General features: G+C 72.0%; 21 protein-coding genes and 1 pseudogene. 14 read left to right on the top strand and 8 right to left on the bottom strand.

All coding sequences use genetic code 11. From position 1 onward, the window contains the following. Positions 1-11 precede the first annotated feature (11 nt). Positions 12-1,277: an MFS transporter gene (locus ACIOGZ_RS11220; RefSeq protein ID WP_400985656.1), complete on the bottom strand. Its 1,266-nt coding sequence runs from the start codon at positions 1,275-1,277 to the stop codon at positions 12-14. Between the two features lie 77 nt (positions 1,278-1,354). Between ACIOGZ_RS11220 and ACIOGZ_RS11215 the strand changes: the two genes are divergently transcribed. The 3 genes from ACIOGZ_RS11215 to ACIOGZ_RS11205 all read left to right on the top strand — a co-directional run bounded on the left by ACIOGZ_RS11215 (position 1,355) and on the right by ACIOGZ_RS11205 (position 2,948). After that, entirely contained in the window at positions 1,355-1,717 is a 363-nt protein-coding gene (locus ACIOGZ_RS11215; RefSeq protein WP_363584314.1) for a MerR family transcriptional regulator, read from the top strand. A 159-nt stretch (positions 1,718-1,876) separates the two neighbouring features. Then, a complete protein-coding gene (locus ACIOGZ_RS11210; protein ID WP_363627708.1) occupies positions 1,877-2,683 on the top strand; it encodes an alpha/beta hydrolase in 807 nt (268 codons plus the stop codon). A 97-nt stretch (positions 2,684-2,780) separates the two neighbouring features. Beyond that, a complete protein-coding gene (locus ACIOGZ_RS11205; protein WP_363627709.1) occupies positions 2,781-2,948 on the top strand; it encodes a hypothetical protein in 168 nt (55 codons plus the stop codon). Positions 2,949-3,361: 413 nt separating this feature from the next. Here the strand turns inward: ACIOGZ_RS11205 and ACIOGZ_RS11200 are convergent, their stop codons facing one another. Next, positions 3,362-4,711 carry an LGFP repeat-containing protein gene (locus ACIOGZ_RS11200; RefSeq protein ID WP_400985655.1) on the bottom strand — a complete coding sequence of 450 codons (1,350 nt, stop codon included), beginning with the start codon at positions 4,709-4,711 and terminating at the stop codon, positions 3,362-3,364. A 225-nt stretch (positions 4,712-4,936) separates the two neighbouring features. Here ACIOGZ_RS11200 and ACIOGZ_RS11195 point away from each other — a divergent pair, with 225 nt between their 5' ends. From ACIOGZ_RS11195 to ACIOGZ_RS11185, 3 genes are all read left to right on the top strand, one after another. Next, entirely contained in the window at positions 4,937-5,359 is a 423-nt protein-coding gene (locus ACIOGZ_RS11195) for a hypothetical protein (RefSeq protein WP_363622628.1), read from the top strand. Between the two features lie 47 nt (positions 5,360-5,406). Then, positions 5,407-5,841, top strand: coding sequence for a hypothetical protein (locus ACIOGZ_RS11190; RefSeq protein WP_363627711.1), 435 nt, complete (start codon positions 5,407-5,409; stop codon positions 5,839-5,841). A gap of 450 nt (positions 5,842-6,291) precedes the next feature. Continuing rightward, on the top strand, positions 6,292-7,275 hold the full coding sequence (locus tag ACIOGZ_RS11185; protein ID WP_363584320.1) for an alpha/beta hydrolase: 984 nt from the start codon (positions 6,292-6,294) through the stop codon (positions 7,273-7,275). Between the two features lie 85 nt (positions 7,276-7,360). Here ACIOGZ_RS11185 and ACIOGZ_RS11180 read toward each other — a convergent pair whose 3' ends face one another. Then, on the bottom strand, positions 7,361-8,101 hold the full coding sequence (locus ACIOGZ_RS11180) for an SDR family oxidoreductase (RefSeq protein WP_400985654.1): 741 nt from the start codon (positions 8,099-8,101) through the stop codon (positions 7,361-7,363). A 116-nt stretch (positions 8,102-8,217) separates the two neighbouring features. After that, complete coding sequence (locus ACIOGZ_RS11175; RefSeq protein WP_350878943.1) at positions 8,218-8,523, bottom strand: GNAT family N-acetyltransferase; 306 nt, start codon at positions 8,521-8,523, stop codon at positions 8,218-8,220. Positions 8,524-8,727: 204 nt separating this feature from the next. On the opposite strand from ACIOGZ_RS11175, the gene ACIOGZ_RS11170 reads away from it, so the two are divergent. Next, a complete protein-coding gene (locus ACIOGZ_RS11170; protein WP_363584326.1) occupies positions 8,728-9,498 on the top strand; it encodes a maleylpyruvate isomerase N-terminal domain-containing protein in 771 nt (256 codons plus the stop codon). A 37-nt stretch (positions 9,499-9,535) separates the two neighbouring features. On the opposite strand, the gene ACIOGZ_RS11165 is transcribed toward ACIOGZ_RS11170, so the two are convergent. After that, entirely contained in the window at positions 9,536-10,570 is a 1,035-nt protein-coding gene (locus ACIOGZ_RS11165; RefSeq protein ID WP_400806772.1) for a mechanosensitive ion channel family protein, read from the bottom strand. 379 nt (positions 10,571-10,949) lie between these two features. Here ACIOGZ_RS11165 and ACIOGZ_RS11160 point away from each other — a divergent pair, with 379 nt between their 5' ends. Both ACIOGZ_RS11160 and ACIOGZ_RS11155 read left to right on the top strand, forming a co-directional pair. Then, the gene (locus ACIOGZ_RS11160; protein WP_363584330.1) at positions 10,950-11,402 is read left to right on the top strand and encodes an SRPBCC family protein; all 453 of its coding nucleotides are present in this window, start codon (positions 10,950-10,952) and stop codon (positions 11,400-11,402) included. A gap of 116 nt (positions 11,403-11,518) precedes the next feature. Then, positions 11,519-11,887, top strand: coding sequence for a hypothetical protein (locus tag ACIOGZ_RS11155; protein WP_063352503.1), 369 nt, complete (start codon positions 11,519-11,521; stop codon positions 11,885-11,887). A 311-nt stretch (positions 11,888-12,198) separates the two neighbouring features. Here the strand turns inward: ACIOGZ_RS11155 and ACIOGZ_RS11150 are convergent, their stop codons facing one another. Together ACIOGZ_RS11150 and ACIOGZ_RS11145 are read right to left on the bottom strand one after the other, a co-directional pair. Next, complete coding sequence (locus ACIOGZ_RS11150; protein WP_363584332.1) at positions 12,199-12,672, bottom strand: nucleoside deaminase; 474 nt, start codon at positions 12,670-12,672, stop codon at positions 12,199-12,201. A gap of 184 nt (positions 12,673-12,856) precedes the next feature. Beyond that, on the bottom strand, positions 12,857-13,255 hold the full coding sequence (locus ACIOGZ_RS11145) for a VOC family protein (protein ID WP_363584334.1): 399 nt from the start codon (positions 13,253-13,255) through the stop codon (positions 12,857-12,859). Positions 13,256-13,351: 96 nt separating this feature from the next. Between ACIOGZ_RS11145 and ACIOGZ_RS11140 the strand changes: the two genes are divergently transcribed. Beyond that, complete coding sequence (locus tag ACIOGZ_RS11140) at positions 13,352-14,395, top strand: helix-turn-helix transcriptional regulator (RefSeq protein ID WP_400985652.1); 1,044 nt, start codon at positions 13,352-13,354, stop codon at positions 14,393-14,395. Between the two features lie 95 nt (positions 14,396-14,490). Next, positions 14,491-15,438, top strand: coding sequence for an NAD(P)H-binding protein (locus tag ACIOGZ_RS11135; RefSeq protein ID WP_400985824.1), 948 nt, complete (start codon positions 14,491-14,493; stop codon positions 15,436-15,438). Between the two features lie 61 nt (positions 15,439-15,499). Here the strand turns inward: ACIOGZ_RS11135 and ACIOGZ_RS11130 are convergent, their stop codons facing one another. Beyond that, entirely contained in the window at positions 15,500-16,486 is a 987-nt protein-coding gene (locus ACIOGZ_RS11130) for a LuxR C-terminal-related transcriptional regulator (protein ID WP_363584338.1), read from the bottom strand. A 464-nt stretch (positions 16,487-16,950) separates the two neighbouring features. On the opposite strand from ACIOGZ_RS11130, the gene ACIOGZ_RS11125 reads away from it, so the two are divergent. The 3 genes and pseudogenes from ACIOGZ_RS11125 to ACIOGZ_RS11115 all read left to right on the top strand — a co-directional run. Next, positions 16,951-17,211: a hypothetical protein gene (locus ACIOGZ_RS11125; protein ID WP_400985651.1), complete on the top strand. Its 261-nt coding sequence runs from the start codon at positions 16,951-16,953 to the stop codon at positions 17,209-17,211. Positions 17,212-17,216: 5 nt separating this feature from the next. Beyond that, positions 17,217-17,492 carry a hypothetical protein gene (locus ACIOGZ_RS11120; RefSeq protein WP_363627717.1) on the top strand — a complete coding sequence of 92 codons (276 nt, stop codon included), beginning with the start codon at positions 17,217-17,219 and terminating at the stop codon, positions 17,490-17,492. A gap of 55 nt (positions 17,493-17,547) precedes the next feature. Next, a pseudogene (locus ACIOGZ_RS11115) lies at positions 17,548-19,173 on the top strand (hypothetical protein); the annotation flags it as partial.

Below are 19,173 nucleotides of genomic sequence, written 5' to 3'. Positions count from 1 at the left end.
GCAGTTCGGTGTCAGCGTGAGTGCGGTACTGGGGATCTCGGGTGGCCGGTGGGGCGGGGGAAGCCGTGGCGGTGGGCGGCGACAGTGACGGTCAGGGCGGTGGCGAGCAGGGCCAGGGCGGACCAGGGCAGCGTGCTCGGGCCTCCGTGGTCGAGGAGGAGACCGCCGGCGAGCGCGGCGCCGGCGATGCCGAGGTTCCAGCACGTGACGAGCAGGGACTGGGCGATGTCCCCGGCCGGGCCGGCCGCGTCGGCCACCGCCGTCTGCAGGAGGGTGGCGGCGCCACCGAAGGCGAGACCCCAGACCGCGGCGCTGCCGTAGACGGGCCAGGAGGTGCCGGTGAGCAGGGCGGCGGCGACGGACAGGGCCGCGGCGGAGAGGAGGGCGCAGGCGGCGACCGTCAGGGTGCGCAGGTGGCGGTCGATCAGCGCCCCGGTACCGAGGATGCTCACCAGGGAGGACAGTCCGAGGACGAGCAGGACGGTGTCGGTCCGGCCGCCGAGGCCCAGGGGCGCGAGCAGCGCCGCGACGTACGTGTAGAGCAGGTTGTGGGCGAGGACGAAGGCCACCGTGACGGTGAGGACGGCCGCCACCCCCGGGATGCGCAGCACCTGCCGGACGGGGGTGCGGGCGTGGCCGGGCCGCCCCGGGACGGCCGGGAGCGCGACGAGCATCCAGGCGGCGAGCGCCACGGCGACGGCGCTCATCAGTCCGAAGGTGGTGCGCCAGCCCACCAGCGCGGCGACCAGGGTGCCGGCGGGCACGCCCACCGACAGGGCGACCGTCGAGCCGCCCATGGCGACGGCCATCGCCCTGCCGCGCTGCTCCGGCGCGACGACACTGCGGGCGTACCCGGCCAGCAGGGCCCAGAGCAGGCCTGCGACCAGGCCCGCGGCGAAGCGCGCCGCCATGGTGAGGGGGTAGTTCGTCGAGACCGCGGTGACGGCGTTGGCCGCGGCGAAGCCGCCGACGGACAGCAGCAGCAGGCGCTTGCGCGGCCAGCCGGCGGTAGCGGCGGTCAGCGGTATGGCGGCCGCGATGGAACCGGCCGCGTAGAGCGTGACGGACTGCCCGGCGCCGGACTGGCTGACGCCGAGGTCCGCACTCATCGCGGGCAGCACGCCGGCGGGCAGGGCCTCGGTCATGATGGTGACGAATCCGGCGGTGCTCAGGGCCAGCAGGCTGGGCCAGGGCAGCCGGGCGGCGGGCGGGTCCGAGGGTTGGGGAAGCCGGGTGGCGGGCGGGTTCGAGGGGCTGGGGGAGTGAAGTTCGGGCATGGGCCCGATCGTCTATCCTTGACATCCATGTCAAGGTCCAGCCCGGAACGGCACCGGTCGGGCGTGAGGGTGGTCACATGCGTATCGGCGAACTCGCCCGGTTGACGGACACTCCTCCGCGCCTGCTGCGGTACTACGAGCAGCAGGGCCTGATCACCGCGCACCGCGAGGCGAACGGCTACCGGGCCTACGACGACTACCTCGTCGACCGGGTCCTGCAAATCCGCGGACTCCTGGACGCCGGACTGCCCACGCGGATCATCAGGCAGATCCTGCCCTGCCTGGACAGCCCGCGGACGATCCACTTCGCCGACGCCACACCGGAGATGATCGGCACCCTGGAGTCCGAGACGGAGCGGATGACCCGTCGGATCCAGTGCCTGACCCGTAACCGTGATGCCATCCGGGAGTACCTCACCGAGGTCAAGAGCCGGGCCTGAGGCGTGAGCCCGAGGTGTGTGTCTGTTGGTGTGAGCCTGAGGGGTGCGTCCGAGGTGTGAGCCGACGTCGGGACGCGCCGCGGGCGGCCTGTCGGCCTGTCGGCCTGCCGGGCGGTCGGCTTGACCTTGCCACTGGTGTGATGGTTGGACCCTTCCGTCATGACCGACTCCGCCATCCGGCACCTCGAATTCGGCGACGGCACACCGCTCGTCATGATCCACGGCTACACCGTCGACCACCGGGTCCTGCTCCCCGTCGAACCCGCCTTCGCCGACCGCCCCGGGTGGCGGCGGCTCTACCTCGACCTCCCCGGCCACGGCACCAGCCCCCGGCTGCCGGGGACGACCTCGGCGGCCACCCTGGCCGACGCCGTCCTCGACTGGATCCACGCCGAACTGGGTGAGCAGCCCTTCGCCGTGCTCGGGCAGTCGTTCGGTGGACAGCTGGCCCGGGCGGTGACGGCGAGGTTCGGGGCGCAGGTCCTGGGCTCGGCGCTGCTCGTACCGGTCGTGCACTGGGGCCCCGACCGGACCCTGCCCGGCGTGACCGTGTCCGAGCGCGACGACGAGCTCCTCGACCGGCTCCCGCCCGCCGACCGCGAACTCTTCGGCCTCGTCATGGCCCGTCACACCGCGCGCAACTGGAAGCTCTTCGAACAGTACGTCCGGCCGGGATGGCGCGCGCACGACCCGGCGGCCGCCGCCGAACTCGAAGCCGACTTCCTGCTGCCGCACTGGCCCGAACACCGCGCGCCGGAGCACCAGGGCCGGCACCTGCTGGTCACCACCCGGCAGGACGCTTTGGTGGGCTGGCGCGACCAACTCGCCCTGCTCGACCACTACCCCCGGATGGCGGCGACGGTGCTCGACGGCGTCGGCCACAACCCGCAGGTCGAGTGCGCCGAGACCGTCCAGGGCCTCATCGGCGCCTGGCTCGACGAACTGCCCCGACCTGCCCGCCAGTGAGCGGGGCGGCGCTCTGGGCGTTCAGACTTCTGAACTCCTCGCACACCTGGCACACCACGGGCAAGACGCCGTCCTCGGCGGACGGCAACACCCGGATGTGGCCGCGCTGGTGGCCGGCTGGTTCCTGCGGTACCCGGTCGTCACGGTGGCCGTCCGCCCGGACCCCGACCTCGTCGCCGGCTCGGCCACCACGGTCACCGCCTACGAGTGGGGCCGGCCGCTCTACGACAACCCCGGGGCGGTCGAGGACATCGACGAACCGTAGGGTCACAGTCATCGTGAATCCGGCGCTGGCAGCGATGAGTTGGACGGTAGGAGGAGAATGAGTCGCATGACGTGCTTCCCTGCGAGACCCGGTGCTGTTCTCGCGGGCGACGGTGTGCGCCACCCCGTCCACACGGTCGCCGTACCGCGGAGCCTCCAAGTACTCGCCCTGGAGAAGGCCGAAGCCATGCGGTGCTGAGCGGCCGGCCGTGACGCGCGGTGCCCCTTCCTTCCCGTCGGGGAGGGAGGCGCACCGCGGTGCACGTCACCGAGGCCTTCATCGTGCGCTGACCGAGGCTTGCCGGCCCGCGCCCGGCCACCTCCGCAGCGCCGGAATCGGCGCCCACTGCGCCAGGGCGTACATCGTGCCGGCGGACCGAGCGGGAGACCGGACGGACCGGCCTCCCGCGTTGATCAGTTGCAGGTCATGTTGACGGGTGCGTGGTCCGGGTCGTTCCGGTAGCACAGGTGCTGCGGGGCCTTCAGGTCCGTGATGGAACCCTGCCACACGGCGCCCTGCCACAGAGCCTGCGGGGAACCGGAGTTCTCCAGCAGGCGCGGGTAGCGCAGGACCTCCCAGGACGGGTACTTGTCCTTGTTCGTGTCGACGTCGAAGCCGGTGAAGTTCTTGTTCTTGTCGTCGTAGCCGTGCGGGTAGATGTGGAACGTCGCGTTGATCCGGCCGAGATCCGCGTACTGCGAGCCCGGGACGTCCACGAACGAGTTGACCGCTGACACGTCCACCCGGATGCCGCCGTCACCGTAGGGCTCCGCCCAGTACTCGTTCTGCGGGGTCCGGTCGTCCTGGACCACCTTGGCGTGCTCGGTACGCACCAGGGGCTTGGCATTGCGGCACGTCAGATCCCCGACGCAGGACTGGTCGACGTAGATCCCGACCTGGCCCGTGGCGGTGTCCCAGGCGATGGCCACCTTGGAGCTGGCTTCGGGTTCGGTGCTCCACAGGCGGTGGTTGCCCAGGGCGTGGTTGACCGGGTTGCCGTCGTCGCCGATGTAGCCGCGCACCACGACGACGCCCCGGTCGGGGCCCTTGGGCAGCAGCGTGGCGCTCTCCTTCAGATCGCCCGGGGCCGGGCTGCCCTGGAAGAACTGGGCGTTCGCGCGGGGGATCAGCGGGTTCGCGGTCTCGTTCGGCGACCACCGGATGGGGCCGTGCTCGAACATCTGGGTGACGCCCTCCTGCTGGAGTTCGTCGGTGACGGGGTAGCCGTACACCCCGCCTTCCCAGCCCGCCTGTCCCCAGCGCTGGCCGATGAGGCCCCAGACGGGGTGGACGCCGTTGGAGCGCGTGGGATGCCAGTAGAGCGAGCCGCCCTGGAACACCTGGCGCTTCCCGGCGCCGTCGGGGAGGGAGATTTCGTCGCTGGTGGGGTAGCCGAGGGAGCCCTTCTCCCAGCCTATGGCGGCCCACTTGTCGCGGATGAGGCCCCAGATGGCGTGGGCGTCGGTGGAGGGGCTCCAGTAGATCGAGCCGCCGTCGAAGACACTGAACCGGCCCACCCCGTCGGGAGCGGTCTGTTCGTCGGTCCGGGGGCAGCCGAGCGTGGTTCGGTACTCCCGGTACTTTTCCAGGATGCGGCCCTGGACCGTGTGGCCACAGATCTGTTCCGGGTCCTGCCCGGCGGCGGAGGCCGTCGCCGGGCAGAGGGCGGAGCCGGCGAGAAGGGCGGTGAGCAGGAGCGAGATCTTCGCTCCCTGTCGGCGGGCTCGTCCGCGGGGCGTTGAGTGTTCGCTGATGATGTTCACCCGAGTGATTCTCGCGTACATGCCAATGGGAGGGATAGTGTCCGAAGCGTCAAGAATGGGCAGGTGCGCGACAGAAGCACACGGGTAGGCCCAGTCGCGAGAACTACTGGGCCCCCGCGGTCCGTCAAACATCGGTGAGACGCGCTCAAGGTTCGCTGCGACGGGGCACCGGTCACTACTGTCCTCGGTGTTTGATGTCATGCAGAGTGATCGATCAGGTATTCGATGGAGGATCGTGTGGCGAGGGGACGGCGCGTCTTCTTCGGCGTGCTGGGTGGGGCTCTCGGTGTTCTCGGCGTGGGCGTGGTCGTGTGGCTGACGTTCCGGCCTTCCTGGCCTGAGGTGCCCGACCCGGTCGGACGGTGGAGCGGTGGAACGGCGGTGTTCGAGTTCCTCCCGGACGGACGGGTCGGGTCCGCGAAGGTGCCGGCCTACGTGTGCAACAGCGCGGCGGCCGATCCGGCGCAGCCGACGGAACTGGAGGGGAGTTGGAAGGAGTCCTACCTCGATGACGCCGGTCGTGGGGTGTATGTGACGGCGACCCGTAAGGACGGGGGAGGCAACTGCAGGATCTGGCTGACGGCCATGGACAACGGGAAGGACCTGTGGCTTCTGGCGACCAAGGGGTTCGTCATGGAGAAGGGCTGAGATGCCGCGGTGATTTCGAGTACGGCGGCATCGAGCGAGGGGGAGCTGTGGCTGGTCGATGGAAGTACCTGAAGTCCCGGGAGGGTGCCGTCCTGCTCGCGGGTGTCCTGCTGATCGCCGGTTTGGCGGGGTATCTGAAGGCCCGGTCGGGAGGGCCGGATCCGAAGGACTACGTGGGGCGTTGGGCGTCGCGGGACGAGGTGATCGAACTGCGGGAGGGGGGGCGGCTCGGCGAGGTGCGGCTCGACGGGTACTTCTGTGCGAAGGATCCCGTCGGGCAGGGCGTGGCATTGGGGGAGTACCAGGGGAGTTGGCGGACCGGGAGTGTGGACGACGCGGGGTCGGGAGTCTTCGTGGTGCTGCGGGACTACTACCCCGGTGGTGACTGCGAGATCTATCTGCAGGAGGAACGAAAGGGCGCGGTGGCCGGCCTGGGCGGTCAGCCGCGGGGGAGCGCGCAGCGGGTCTTCTCCAGGGTGTAGGGGCTCGGAGAACGATTGCACCCATGATCGGGTGGTCGTCCACGACGACCCGGCCGGTTGGGGGCGTCGACGAACCGGCGGCGATGTCACGGGAGAACCCCATGCCCTGACAGTGCCCGGGTGGAGAGAAACAGCGGCACACCGCGTCGGTCTGGGCGGTGCGTGCGGGTGCGGGTGCGGGTGCGGGGGAGACCGCGGTGGCCGGCTGAGCGCGTTGCTCGCGAGGGCGTAGCTGTGCGGGCCATCGGGGTGACCGATCGGAGCATCGCCACGGGCGGGGCGCGGGCCGCTTTGCCGAAATGGCAACAGGCCTCGCCCTCCTCGGTGCGCGCGCAGCATGATCGGCACTGCGTCGGCACCTGAATCGGCACCGCATCGGCATCGTGCCGCCGAACATCAGCTTGCCGAACCGAACTTGGTGTACGTCGGATCGAGATACCAGGAGGACACATGTCACCGTCGCGGACCACGGGCCCCACTCACCGGCTGGTCCCCTCGCCCGCCGGCCGGATCCACCTGGTGGAGCAGGGCACCGGGCCGCTGGTCCTGCTGCTGCACGGGTTCCCGGAGTCCTGGTACTCCTGGCGCCACCAGTTGCCGGTGCTGGCCGCTGCCGGATACCGCGCGGTCGCCATCGATGTCCGCGGGTACGGGCGCTCCTCCAGGCCCGAGGAGGTGGCCGCGTACCGGATGTTCGACCTGGTCGAGGACAACGTCGCGGTGGTGCACGCCCTGGGTGAACGGTCCGCGGTGATCGTCGGCCACGACTGGGGATCGACCATCGCCGCCGACTCCGCCCTGATCCGACCGGACGTCTTCCGCGCCGTGGGGCTGCTGAGCGTTCCCTACCTCCCGCGGGGCGGACCGAGGCCCGGCGAGGTCTTCGCCCAACTGGGCGGCGACGAGGAGTTCTACGTCTCCTACTTCCAGGAGCCGGGTCGGGCCGAGGCCGAGATCGAACCGGACGTGCGCGGCTGGCTCGCGGGCTTCTACGCCGCGCTGTCCGCCGACACCATGCCGGCGCCCGGCGCGCCCGACCCGCACTTCGTCAGCCGTGGCGGGACACTTCGTGACCGGTTCCCCGTCGGACGGCGGCCCGGCTGGCTCAGCGCGGAGGAACTCGACGTCTACGCCGGAGAGTTCGAGCGAACCGGCATGAGCGGAGCGCTGGGCCGCTACCGGAACATGGACCGGGACTGGGAGGACCTCGCCGACTTCGACGGCGCCCCCGTCACCCAGCCGTCCCTGTTCATCGGCGGGAGCCGGGACGCCTCCACCACCTGGCTGGCCGATGCGATCGCGGCCTACCCCGCGACCCTGCCCGGCCTGCTCTCCTGCCACATCCTCGACGGCTGCGGGCACTGGGTCCAGCAGGAACGCCCCACCGAGGTCAACCGGATCCTGACCGACTGGCTCGCGTCCCTTCCCTCCTGAGCGAGGGGAGCAGGGTGCTGCGCGGGCTCGACGGTCGGGTCGAACTCGCGGCCCATCCGCGCCGTGGTGCTCCGGAGCGCCGCGCTCACCAGGCCACGGTTCGGCCGAGGTAGTCGACGTAGTGCAGGCCCGGGCTGCTCCGGAGGGCGTCGAGCGTCCTGACCACGTTCGGGATGCTCTCGTCGATGCCGAGCAGGGCGTCCGAGCCGCCCAGGTCGGTGCGCACCCAGCCGGGGGCCATGAGGACCAGGGGCCGGGGTTCGCCGCTGTGCCGCGCCGCGTAGCTGCGCATGAACGTGTTGAGCGCGGCCTTGCTGCCGCGGTACACCTCGTGGCCGCCGCGCTCGTTGTTGGCCACGCTGCCCTGGCCCGAGGACATCGCCGCGATCGTGCCCGCGGGCTCGACGAGGTCCTGAAGGGCCTCGATGACGCGCAGCGGGCTCAGCGCGTTGGTGACCATGACCCGGACGAACTCCTCGGTGGAGGTCTGCGCCACCGTGCCCTCGGGCTGGTTCGTGACGCCGGCGTTCACGAAGAGCAGATCGAAGGTCCGGCCGGCCAGGCGAGCGCTCAGCGCCGCGACCTGTTCGGGCTCGGTGATGTCGACGGTCTCGATCTCGACCTGCCCGGCGTGGGCGTCGGCGAGCTCGTGCAGCCCGGTCCGGCCCGAGCCGCGTACGGTGGCCACGACCTGCCAGCCGGCTCTCGCCCATTCCTGGGCGAGGGCGAGCCCGAGGCCCCGGGACGCGCCGATCAGGAGCACGCGCCTGCCTGGGGCCGGGGCCGGGGGCGGCGCGGAGTGACTTCCCGAGTTGGTTGTGGACATAACAGCGATTGTGCGAGGCGTCGTCGCGTCCGGCAAGCCGCCTCTCCGGCAGGGGAGTTGGCAATCCGGGGCCGGGGGCCTCCCGCTTCTCGCCGGGGCGCCGGCCGGCGGGCGGCTCAGAGGCCGAAGCGGGCGCGGTGGGAGGCGGGGACCAGGTCGGTGTACTCGGGGTGCTTGGTGATCCAGCCGCGGATGAAGGGGCAGTAGGGGAGGACGGCGAGTGCCTGCTCGCGGGCCGTGTCCAGTGCCGCGCGTGCCAGTCGGCCGGCCAGGCCGCGGCCCTCGAAGCGGGGGTCGATCTCGGTGTGGATGAAGGCGATCTCGTCGTCGGAGCGGTGGTACTCGGCGAAGCCGGCGAGTTCTCCGCCGTCCTGGATCTCGAAGCGCGACTTCTCGGTGTTGTCGGTGACGAGCTGGTCCATGGTTTCCTCCGCAAGGTGGGGGGCGGCCCGGGAGGGCCGGTGGCGGGGTGGCGCGGCACCGCTACTATAGTTTAAGAATCAACATTTGTCGTCTGGTCACCACGAGGGCCGACGGACACAGGCTGGGGCGCCAGGTGAGCATCCGGCAGCCGAACAGTCGGGCGGCAGGTTTGCCCGGCGCGGCGGCCGGGATACCCATGGCGCATGATTCCCGCTGAGGTCAGTGACGTCCTGCCGGAACTCGTCCCGTTCGTGCGGGCGGTCCAGGAACGCAGGCCCGACGACGGGACGTGGTGCGAGGCGTGGACGGTGCGGGACGTCCTCGCCCACCAGACCGGCAACGCCGAGGAACTCGCCCGCGTCCTGCGCGCCTTCCACGCGGGCGAGCCCGTGGAGACCCGCGGCTTCGATCGGGAGGAGCCGTACCGGCGGATGTCCGACGCGCAGCTGTGGGAGGCCTTCGCCGCCCGCTGCGCCGAACTGGCCGAGGTCGCCGCGGCCGCGGAGAGCGACCTGCCCCCGGACACCGAGGTGCGGTGGACCGGCCGGACCGTGACGGTGCCGTTCTTCGCCGAGCACCTGCGCGAGGAGTTGATCCTCCACCGGTGGGACCTCACCGGCGACGACCGTACGGCCCGGGAGGCGCTCGCCGAACCGTGGATGACGTCGCACAGCGTGCGGCTGGTCGGCCGGCCGCTGCTGGCCCGGGGCGTGGCCGGACTCGACCTCGGGCCCGGGGGGCGCGTCGAGGCCCGCCTGCGCGTCCCCGGGACCGACGACGTCCTGGTGACCGCGGACGCCGGCGGCGCGTCCATCGCCCTGGCCCCGCCCGAGGGCCCGGCCACCATTGAGAGCGACGCCGCGGTGCGCGTCCTGCTGTTGTGGGGGCGGCGTCCGGCGGACCCGGGCCGCTGGCACAGCACGGTCGGTCCGGAGGAGCTGCGACGGGTGCGTGCCCTGCTGAGCGGCTACTGAGCGGCTACTGAGCGGCTACTGAGTGACCACTGAGTGACTACTGGGCGGGTGGGGGGAAGGGGGCGCGCGGGGTGTCAGGCTCGGTCCGGGGCGCCGGGGTGACGGACACCCGGGGGAGCGCTTCGGGGTGGTGTTCGCAGATGTGCGTCACCAGGTGTTCGCGGAGCTGGCAGCGGAGGGAGAACGCGTCGTCGGCGTTGGCGGCGGTCGCCAGGAGCCGGACCACGATGGTGGTGGGCGTGGTGTCGACGACCTGTAGGGCGCTGCCCTGGCCGTCCCAGAGGGGGCTGTCGGCGAGGAACGCGTCGAACTCCTTGCGCAGCAGGGGGACCGGGGCCCGGTGGTCGAGGTGGAGGAAGGCGGTGCCGGTGATCCGGCTGGAGCGGCGCGACCAGTTCTCGAACGGGCGGCCGGCGAAGTAGGACATCGGCATCACCAGGCGGCGCTGGTCCCAGGTCGCGATCACCACCGCGGTGAGGGTGATCTCCTCCACGGTGCCCCACTCGCCGGACACCACGACCACGTCGCCGATCCGGACCAGGTCGCCGAAGGCCAGCTGCACCCCGGCGAAGAGGTTGGCCAGCACGCTCTGAGCGGCGATGCCCGCGACCACGCCGACCAGGCCCGCGGACGCGAGCAGACTGGTCCCGATGCCGCGCACGGAGGGGAAGGTCATCAGCATCGCGCCCAGGGCGGCGATCGCGATGATCGCCTGGCAGATCCGGCCGAGCAGGCCCGCCTGGGTGCGGGCGCGGCCAGCCGAGGAGGGGTCGCGGCGGTGGACGGCGAGGCGGACGGCGCCTTCGACGACGAGCCCGACCACCCGGGCGCCGAGCCATCCGCCGGAGGCGATCGCCAGCAGGACCAGGAGGTGGTGCAGCTGCTCCCGGGTCTCCGGCGAACCGCCGACCCACGGCTGGACGGCGAGGGACAGCGAGGTGGCGAGCACGGTGACCAGGGGTCGCCGGCAACTGCGCAGCATCCCCGGCATGACGCTGCCCGGCCGGTGCGGGGCGAATCTGCGGACCAGCCGTTCGGCGGTCCGGTCCAGGACGTAGGTGGTCAGGGCCACCCCCGCACCTGCCAGGAGCAGACGGAACAGGCTCCACCACACGCTCGCTCTCCCTCCGCGACGGCCGCAGCGCGGCGCTGTGGGCCGGCCTTCCCCGGGCCGGCGCTGTGGGCGGGCTTTCCCCGGGCCCGCTTCCCGGAGCCCGTTTTCCCGTTCGGCGGGATTCACACCTGCCGGAGGTGAGGTGGGGGCCCGGTCACGGCGATGGGCCGTTCGGGTGAGGGGGACGAGGGGGACGAGGCGGGGGAGACGGGTGAGGGGGGGCGAGCCGAGGGGCCGCGTCGAGGGTTCAGCCGGGGTGCATACCGGGCCGGGAACGGGGCAGCCGGAGCCTGAAGGCCCGCCGGCCCGGGCGGGCACCGACATGTCAGGAGGAGCGATGCACCGGATCGAGGAGTCCGTCGAGGTGGCGGCGCCGCTCGGCACGGTCTACGAGAGCTGGGTCAGGTGTGAGGAGTTCCCGCAGTTCATGCGGGGTGTGGTCAGGGTCGACCGGTCGGGCCAGGACACCAGCTGGGTGGTCCGGACCGCCGCCGGCCCGCGCGAGTTCACCGCCGTGACCACGGAGCTGGTGGAGAACGATCGCGTGGCGTGGGACAGCGGCCCTGGCCCGGTGCGGCACCAGGGCGTGGTCACCTTCCACGCCGTGGGCGACGCCGCCACCCGGGTGATGTTCCAGCTGGAGGTCGAACCGCACGGGCTCTGGGAGCACCTCGCCGAGGCGCTCGGGTTCGTCGACCGCCGGGTGATCGACGACCTGACCGACTTCAAGCGCCACGTCGAGGAGGGCGGCGGACCGGTCGGGGCCACGGTCGACGACACGGTGGCATGAACCTCCGGATCGGGGGCAGCCGAAGCGTACCGGCAGCCCGATCCGACAGCCCGATCAGGCAGTCAGACCTGACAGCCGGACCCGACAGCCAGACCCGACGACGGAAGGAGACGGTCGTGAGTGATCGCGTCAACATCTGGGAGTTCCGGGACACCGCCGGTCACACGGCGGGCACCGACCTCATCGGCTTCCACGTCGAGGCCACCGACGGAGCGATCGGCAAGATCGACAAGCTGTCCGAGGCGGTCGGCGCCCAGCACCTGGTCGTCGACACCGGTCCGTGGATCCTCGGCAGGCGGGTGCTCCTGCCCGCCGGCACCGTGATCCGGATCGAGATCGGCGAGCAGAAGGTGTACGTCGACCGGTCCAAGGACGACATCAGGAACGGTCCCGGCCTCGACGACGGCGCGGCCGACGTGTCGGCCGACGTCCGCGACCGCTACGGGCTCTACTACGACCCGTTCTACGGCGGTCGGATCTTCTGACGAAAGGGAGCAGCAGTCATGCCGTACGGTTCCACGCAGCTCCAGCCCCAGCCGCAGTCCCAGTCCGTCGGACCTGTCAGTCCGCCGGTGGTGCCGGATCCTCCGCTGCCGCCCGGCGTGCCCGAGCCGCCGCCGGATCCGGTGCTCCCGGGCCCCGCTACGCCGTCACCCGCGCCGCCCGGGCCTGAGCCCGAGCCCGAGCCGGGCCTGCCCCGCCCGCCCGAGCCGGGCCTGCCCCGCCCGCCCGAGCCGCCGGACTGACGGGCCGGACAGAGGAGCCGGACAGAGGAGTCCCGGGGTGGGCCAGAGCGTTACCCCCAGTACCCCGTGTGCACCGCGGAGGCCTCCTCGAAGAGGTGCGGGCCGGACGCCTCCACGGTGCTGCCGCCGGCGGCGAAGACCTGGCGGCACGGCAGGTCGAGCACCGGCTCCTCCGGGTCCACTCCCGCGATGGCGTTCAGCTCCGCCCCCGCGAGCGCGTAGACGACCTTGCGGATGCCGCTCCAGTAGATCGCCCCGGCGCACATCGCGCACGGTTCGGTACTCGTGTACAGGACGGCGTCGACGAGCTGCGTCGGGGCCAGGGTGCGCGAGGCCTGCCGCACCAGATTGGTCTCCGCGTGGGCGGTGACGTCGCGGTCGGTCAGCACCGAGTTCTCGGCCGTGAGCAGGACGTTCCCGGCGGAGTCGGTCAGCAGCGCTCCGAAGGGGTGGTTGCCGTGCGCCCGGGCGTCGGCCGCGATCTCGATGGCCGCGAGCAGGTGCTCGCGGGTGCGGTCGTTCATGACGTGCTCCTCAGGGGATCGGCGGTGGGGCGGGCCCCATGGTGTCGCGGTCGGGCGGGGCGGTGGTACCAGGTTGCCGCACCCGCCCTGCGCCCGCGACCACCCCCGGCGGCGGCCCGGGCCCGCGAGCCGGTGCGGAGCGTGCCGCGGGGACCGGCTCCCGCCCGGGGCGGCCGTGCTGTCGTCAGCGGGCGAACCTCTCGACGGCCGCCGGCGTGACGGGTGTGAAGAAGTTGACCAGGTTGCCGTCGGGGTCACGGAGCAGGAGCGACCGGTTGCCCCAGGGCATCGTGGTGGGCTCGGTCACGAAGTCGGTGACGAAGCCGGTCAGGTTCCGGTACACGCCGTCCACGTCGGCGACGAGGAATTCGAAGATCACGCTGTTGTTGTCGGCCGGACGGGCGGAGCCGGGCGCGAACAGCGCCACGGTCCGGGTGCTGCCGATCGCGAGGGTCCCGCCGGCGGTCCGCAGTTCGGCGAAGTCCTCGGTGGACCAGTGCGCCTGTACCCCCGTGGCCCGCTCGTAGAAGCCGACGAGGCGTGCGATGTCGTCCGTGATGATCCGGATCGAAACGAAGTCCATGGTGCTCTCTCCTCGGGTCGGTGAAGTCGTTGCACTCCGGACGGTAGAGGAAATAGTGGACAGAATCGGTCCGGTATCAGCGCTAGGCTCGTGGACATGGGCCGACCTACCAGCCGTGTGCTCACCCTCCTGGAACTCCTGCAGTCGGGCGGCATCAGGACGGTGGCCGAACTCGCCGACCGGCTCGGCGTCGACGGGCGCACCGTGCGGCGGTACGTGGACCACCTGGTCGACCTCGACATCCCCGTCGAGGCGGTCCGCGGCCGCTACGGCGGGTACCGGCTCGCCCCCGGGTACCGCCTGCCTCCGCTCATGCTCAACGACGACGAGGCGCTCGCCGTGCTGCTCGGCCTCGTCGCGGGCCGCAGGGCGGGGCTGCTGACGGCGACCGGGACCGCGACCGAGACCGCGGGCGAGACGGCGGCGGCCAAGATCCGCCGGGCACTGCCCGAGCGCCTCGCCCGTCGGCTCGACGCCGTCCTGGAATCCCTCGCCTTCACGGCTGAGCCCGGCGAGGCGGCCACCCCGGAGACGGGCGTCCTGCTCGCCGTCGCCGACGCGGTGCGCCATCGCCGCCCGATCTCGATCAGGTACACCGCCCGGGACGGCCGGCGGAGCGAACGCACGCTGCACCCGTACGGGATCGTCACCCACGCGGGCCGGTGGTACGTCACGGGCGCCGATCCCGAGATCGATCCCGGGGCCGGCCAGGACCGGACCTTCCGGCTCGATCGCATCGCGGACGCGAGGCCCCTGCCGGGCTCGTTCGAGCCGCCCGCCGGGCTCGATCCGGCCCAGCGCGTCCTGTCCGGGATCGCCAAGGCCGCGTACCGGTACGAAGTGACCCTGCGGATCCACGGGACGGTCGAGCAGATCCGCGCCCGGCTCCCCGCCAGTGTCGCGAGCATCGAGGAGCTCGCGCCCGCGTCCGTGGACGGAGCGGATCCGCACACCGAGCGGTGGCTGCACGTCGAACTGCGGGCGGAGCGGCTCGACTGGTTGCCCCCCGTCCTCGCCTCGCTCGACCGGCCGTTCGTCATCGAGCGGCCGGACGAACTCCGCGGCCTCGTCATCGCGCTCGCCGACCGGCTCGCCGCCTCCGCTCGCCAGGCCCGCGATCCGGACCGGATCGGAGGCTGATGCGCCCGCCCTGCCCTCACGGACGCCGACGCGCCCGCCCTGGCGTCAAGGACCCGCGGAACCTTCCCGGCGCGGGAGCGTTGGCAGTGCACCGGATGTCCCGGTCAGGTAGGTGGGAGGCAATCGTCGTGCTCGTAGAACCTGTCCTTGTCACCGGCGCCGGCGGTGGGGTCGGCGGAGTCGGGCGAAGGGTCCTGGAGGGGTTGCGGGCGCACAACGTGCCCGTCAGGGCTCTCGTACACCACGACGACGAACGGGCCTCGGACCTGAGGACGATGGGCGGCGTGGAGGTGATGGTCGGTGACCTCACCCGTGGTGCGGACGTGGTCGAGGCGCTGGCCGGCTGCCACCGGGCCTACTTCGGGATGAGCGTGTCGTCCGCCTACCTGGAGGCCGCGGCGACGGTGGCGGTCGCCGCCCGGGAGAGCGTCAGCCTGGAACTGCTGGTCAGCATCTCGCAGATGACCGTCTCGCAGATGGACCTCACCAGCGACGCCGAGTCCCGGCAGCAGCGACTGCACTACCTCGCCGAACACGTCCTCGACTGGTCCGGGGCGCCGGTCGTCCACGTCCGGCCCACCGTGTTCATGGAGAATCCGCTCTTCACCAAGGTGGCGGCGGCTTCGATCCGGCGGGACGGCACGATCCGCCTCCCCTTCGGCTCGGCCCGGACCTCACCGGTCGCGGCCGCCGACGTGGCCGAGGTCGTCACCGCACTCCTGCTCGATCCTGCCCCCCGGACCGGCCGCGTCCACGAACTGACCGGGGCTCGATCCCGCGACATGACGGCCATCGCGGCCGAGTTCTCCGCCGCCCTGGGCCGCGAGGTGACCTACGTCGACGTGCCCTACCAGGAGTGGCTGGAGCACGACCTCAAGAGCCAAGGCCTGCCGGACCACGTGTTCGACCACATCGCCACGATGGCCAGGCTGCACGGCGAGAACCGGTACGACCGGGCGACGAACGACGTCGCTGAGCTTCTCGGTCGCCCCCCACGGGGGTTCGACACCGTGATCAAGGACCTGCTCGCCCGGCGACCGTAGCCGGCCTGCAACCGTAGCCGCCCGGCGACCGTAGCCGGCCGGGTGCCGGGGGAGCGGCCGCTCAGAGCCAGCCGCGCTGCGCCGCCTTGAGGCCGGCCTCGAAGCGGCTCGACGCGTCGAGGCGCTCCATCAGCCCGGCCATCTGGCGGCGGACGCTGCGTGCCGACAGGCCCAGGTTCCGGCCGGCGGCCTCGTCGGTGAGGCCGGACGCGAGCAGCCGCAGGAGTTCCTGCTCGGTGGCGCTGAGGCCGGTCTCGGTGTCCTTGCGCCGGTCGGCGCCGAGCGGGACGGCGGCCTGCCAGGTCCGCTCGAAGAGGGCGACCAGGGAGGCGACGATCCCGGGCTCGCGCGTGCACAGGGCGCCGAGCCGGGTGTGGGCCGGGTCGATCGGGACCACGGCGACCTGGCGGTCGAAGATGAGCATCCGGGGCGGCAGCGTCGGGCAGGTGCGGACCAGGCCGCTCTCCTCGGTCATCCAGCGGGCGTAGGCGAGCGTCGCCGGATCGTGCCGCACGCTGTCCTGGTAGAGCGTCAGCAGTGCCACCCCGCGCCGCATGGCCGCCTCGTCCAGCGGCCGGGAGGCGTCCAGGCTGGCCCGGGACTGTGCTCCGCCGGGCATCACGGACAGGCACTCCCCGGTGACCGCCTGGGCGAGGATCTCCAGCTTGGCCTGGATCGCGTCCAGGCCCACCAGGCGCTCGGCGGTCTCGACCGGGGTGTTCGGCCGCAGGTCGGCGTACTCGGCGATCGCCCGGGCGGCCGCGGCCTTGCCGATCTCCAGATCCTGCTGGCGGCGCAGCAGTTCCTGCTCCTGGCGGCGCAGGATCAGCTCCAGGCCGAGCGCGGGGCTCACCGGCAGCAGAACCCCGGGTGCCTCCCGGGAGGCCCGGAGCAGTTGCAGATCGGCCAGCCGGTCGAGGGCCTCCCGTACGGCGGGCTCGGGCAGGCCCAGCTGGTCGCACAACTCCCTGACGCCGCCCTGCGGATCGGCGAGCATGGCCCGGTAGACGGCCTCCGAGACACGGTCCAACCCCAGCATGTCCAGCATGCGCGCAGCCCCCCGGTGCGATGTCGAACGTGCCGTGCCGCCGTGCGACACATCGGGATCATCCCAGTCCGGCTTCGACTCCACAAGCAGTCCTGCCCCGGGCGGGGTCCGGCCGATTCGATGCGCTCGCCTCCCGCGCTCGCCTCCCGGTCTCGGGTTCAGGCTCTCGGGGGCAGCAGCCGTGACAGTCCGTAGTGGAAGCGGTTGTCGAAGGAGTCCGTGACCATGACCGCTGTGAGCCGGTGGTGGGCACGGGGATCTCACGAACAACGCGACGGGCGCCGGGGCGCCGGGTCCTGAAGCGGCCAGGCCGGTTGCTGACGGGGTTCTCACCTTCCGGGGCGCGGGCGGTGCCAGCAGGATGGTGGTCACCGGGAGAGCGGCGGGGCAACCGCCGAACAGCCTCCCCGAAGTTCTGGTCCTCGATCAGATCTCCCACCACACAAGCCGCCTGGGGTGCCGCCATGTCCAAGACCGTCCGCCTGCTCGCCACCGCCGCCGTCACCGTCGCCCTGTCGGGGATCCTGGCGCCCGCGGCCTCGGCCACCGCCGCGACCACGGCGCCGGCGGGCATCGGCTGGGACGGTCCCACCACCGTGCCGGGGGTCGTGGCGGTCGTGGCGGCGGACGGTGGGGCGGCGGACGGTATCGGCTGGGACGGCTCCACCACCACCGTGCCGCCGGTCGTGGCCGGCCCGTCCGCCAGCGGCATCGGCTGGGACTGATCGCCGTGCTCCCCGTCCGGGCCACCGTCGTGGACACCAGCGGTGCGCCCACCACGACCGCCGCGGCGCGGATCGTCGAGGACGTCCTGTGGGCGCACGCCACCCCGGAGCACGGGCTCGAACACGTCCGCGCCGTACCGGACCGGGGCCGCATCGCCCTGGTGCTCTTCGTCCGCGCGGACGGCCCGACCACCGCGCACGCCCTGGCCGAGAACCTGCTGGCCCGGGCCCTCACCGCAGCAACGGCCGGCCGGTACGCCGCCGCCGTCCACCCGCACTGACCCTCGCTGACCCGCACCGACCCTCGCTCGCCCGCCCACATCCAAGGGGACCCCCATGCCCAGCACGCCCCGTCCTGCCCGTGCCCTGCGCCGCGTCTGCGTGCTCGCCGCGACCGCCGTGGCCGCCGGTCTTCTCACCGCCTCCCCCGCCTCGGCGGACGGCACCTACTACCCGGACGGCAACAGGACGCCGACCTCCACCGGCACCCTCGGCACCGGTGTCGGGAACAAGCTCACCGGCGCCCAGATGGTCCGGCGCGCCCGGGACTGGGTCGCCCACGGGGTCACCTACAACCAGGGGCAGTCGTTCTCCGACAGCGCGGTCGGCGGCCCGTACCGCACCGACTGCGGCGGTCTCGTCGACATGGCCTGGCAACTCCCCGGCAGCCCGCCGGTCACGTACCCCGCACCCGGTATCGACGACCCGAAGTACAGCACCAAGCTCAGCAGTTGGTCCCAGCTCCAGCCCGGCGACGCCCTCGCCGTCGCCGGCAAGCACATCAACCTCTTCGCAGGCTGGACCAACCAGGCCGCCGGCGACTTCACGTACATCGCCGAGGACAACAGCAGCGTCCCGACCAAGGAGTACTCGGCCAACACCCACTGGTCCTCCATCGACGGCTACCCCACCTCCTCCTTCGAGCTGCTGCGCTCCAAGAACCTCGCTCCCGCCATTCCCGCCGACTTCAACGTCCTGCTGTGGGGCTTCAACTCGGGCCAGACCGTGTCCGGCACGCTGAACCTCACGGCACACCCGACGCAGAGCGGCGTCATCAACTGGCTCGACTACGTGGTCACCGGCCCGAACGGCTACTACAACCGCTTCCGCGCCACCAGCGGCGGCGCCACCAACTACCAAGTCCCCTTCGACACCGCCCCCTTGGCGGCGGGCACGTTCAACATCTCGATGATCGCCAACGAGATCGACGGCCAGGAGCACACCTACCAGGGCGGCGTCTTCACCATCGCGCCGCAGGCCTCCACCGCCCGGGGCTCCGCCGACTCGACGGTGCTCACCAGCAACGGCACCATCGCCCTGTACCGGGTCGGTGCGGACGGCAACGTGTACGGCACCAACCAGAACACCCCCGGCGGTCCCTTCGTTCCGTGGGCGCAGCTTTCGACGGGTGGTGGGTTCGTCGGCAAGCCGGCCGCGCTCCAGACACCGAGCGGCCTCATGGTGGTCTACGCCCGCACCACCGCGGGCACCATTCAGGGCACCAACCAGAACACTCCGGGCGGTCCGTTCGGGTCGTGGGGCACGGTTGCTGATGCGGGTGATCCGACGGGTGTGGCCAGTGATCCGAGTGTGGTGTTCACTCAGTCCGGCACCATCGCGGTCTATGTGACGTCTGCCAGCGGCAACGTCGCCGGTGCCAGTCAGGGCACGCCTGGTGGTCCCTTCGTTCCGTGGGCGCAGCTTTCGACGGGTGGTGGGTTCGTCGGCACGCCCGCTGCGCTCCAGACACCGAGCGGCCTCATGGTGGTCTACGCCCGCACCACCGCCGGGACCATTCAGGGCACCAACCAGAACACTCCGGGTGGTCCGTTCGGGTCGTGGGGCACGGTTGCTGATGCGGGTGACCCGACGGGTGTGGCCAGTGATCCGAGTGTGGTGTTCACTCAGTCCGGCACCATCGCGGTCTATGTGACGTCTGCCAGCGGCAACGTCGCCGGTGCC

Source organism: Kitasatospora sp. NPDC088160, assembly GCF_044741445.1.
In the GTDB taxonomy this organism is placed as follows: domain Bacteria; phylum Actinomycetota; class Actinomycetes; order Streptomycetales; family Streptomycetaceae; genus Kitasatospora.
This window is presented reverse-complemented; position numbering and strand designations above follow the sequence as displayed.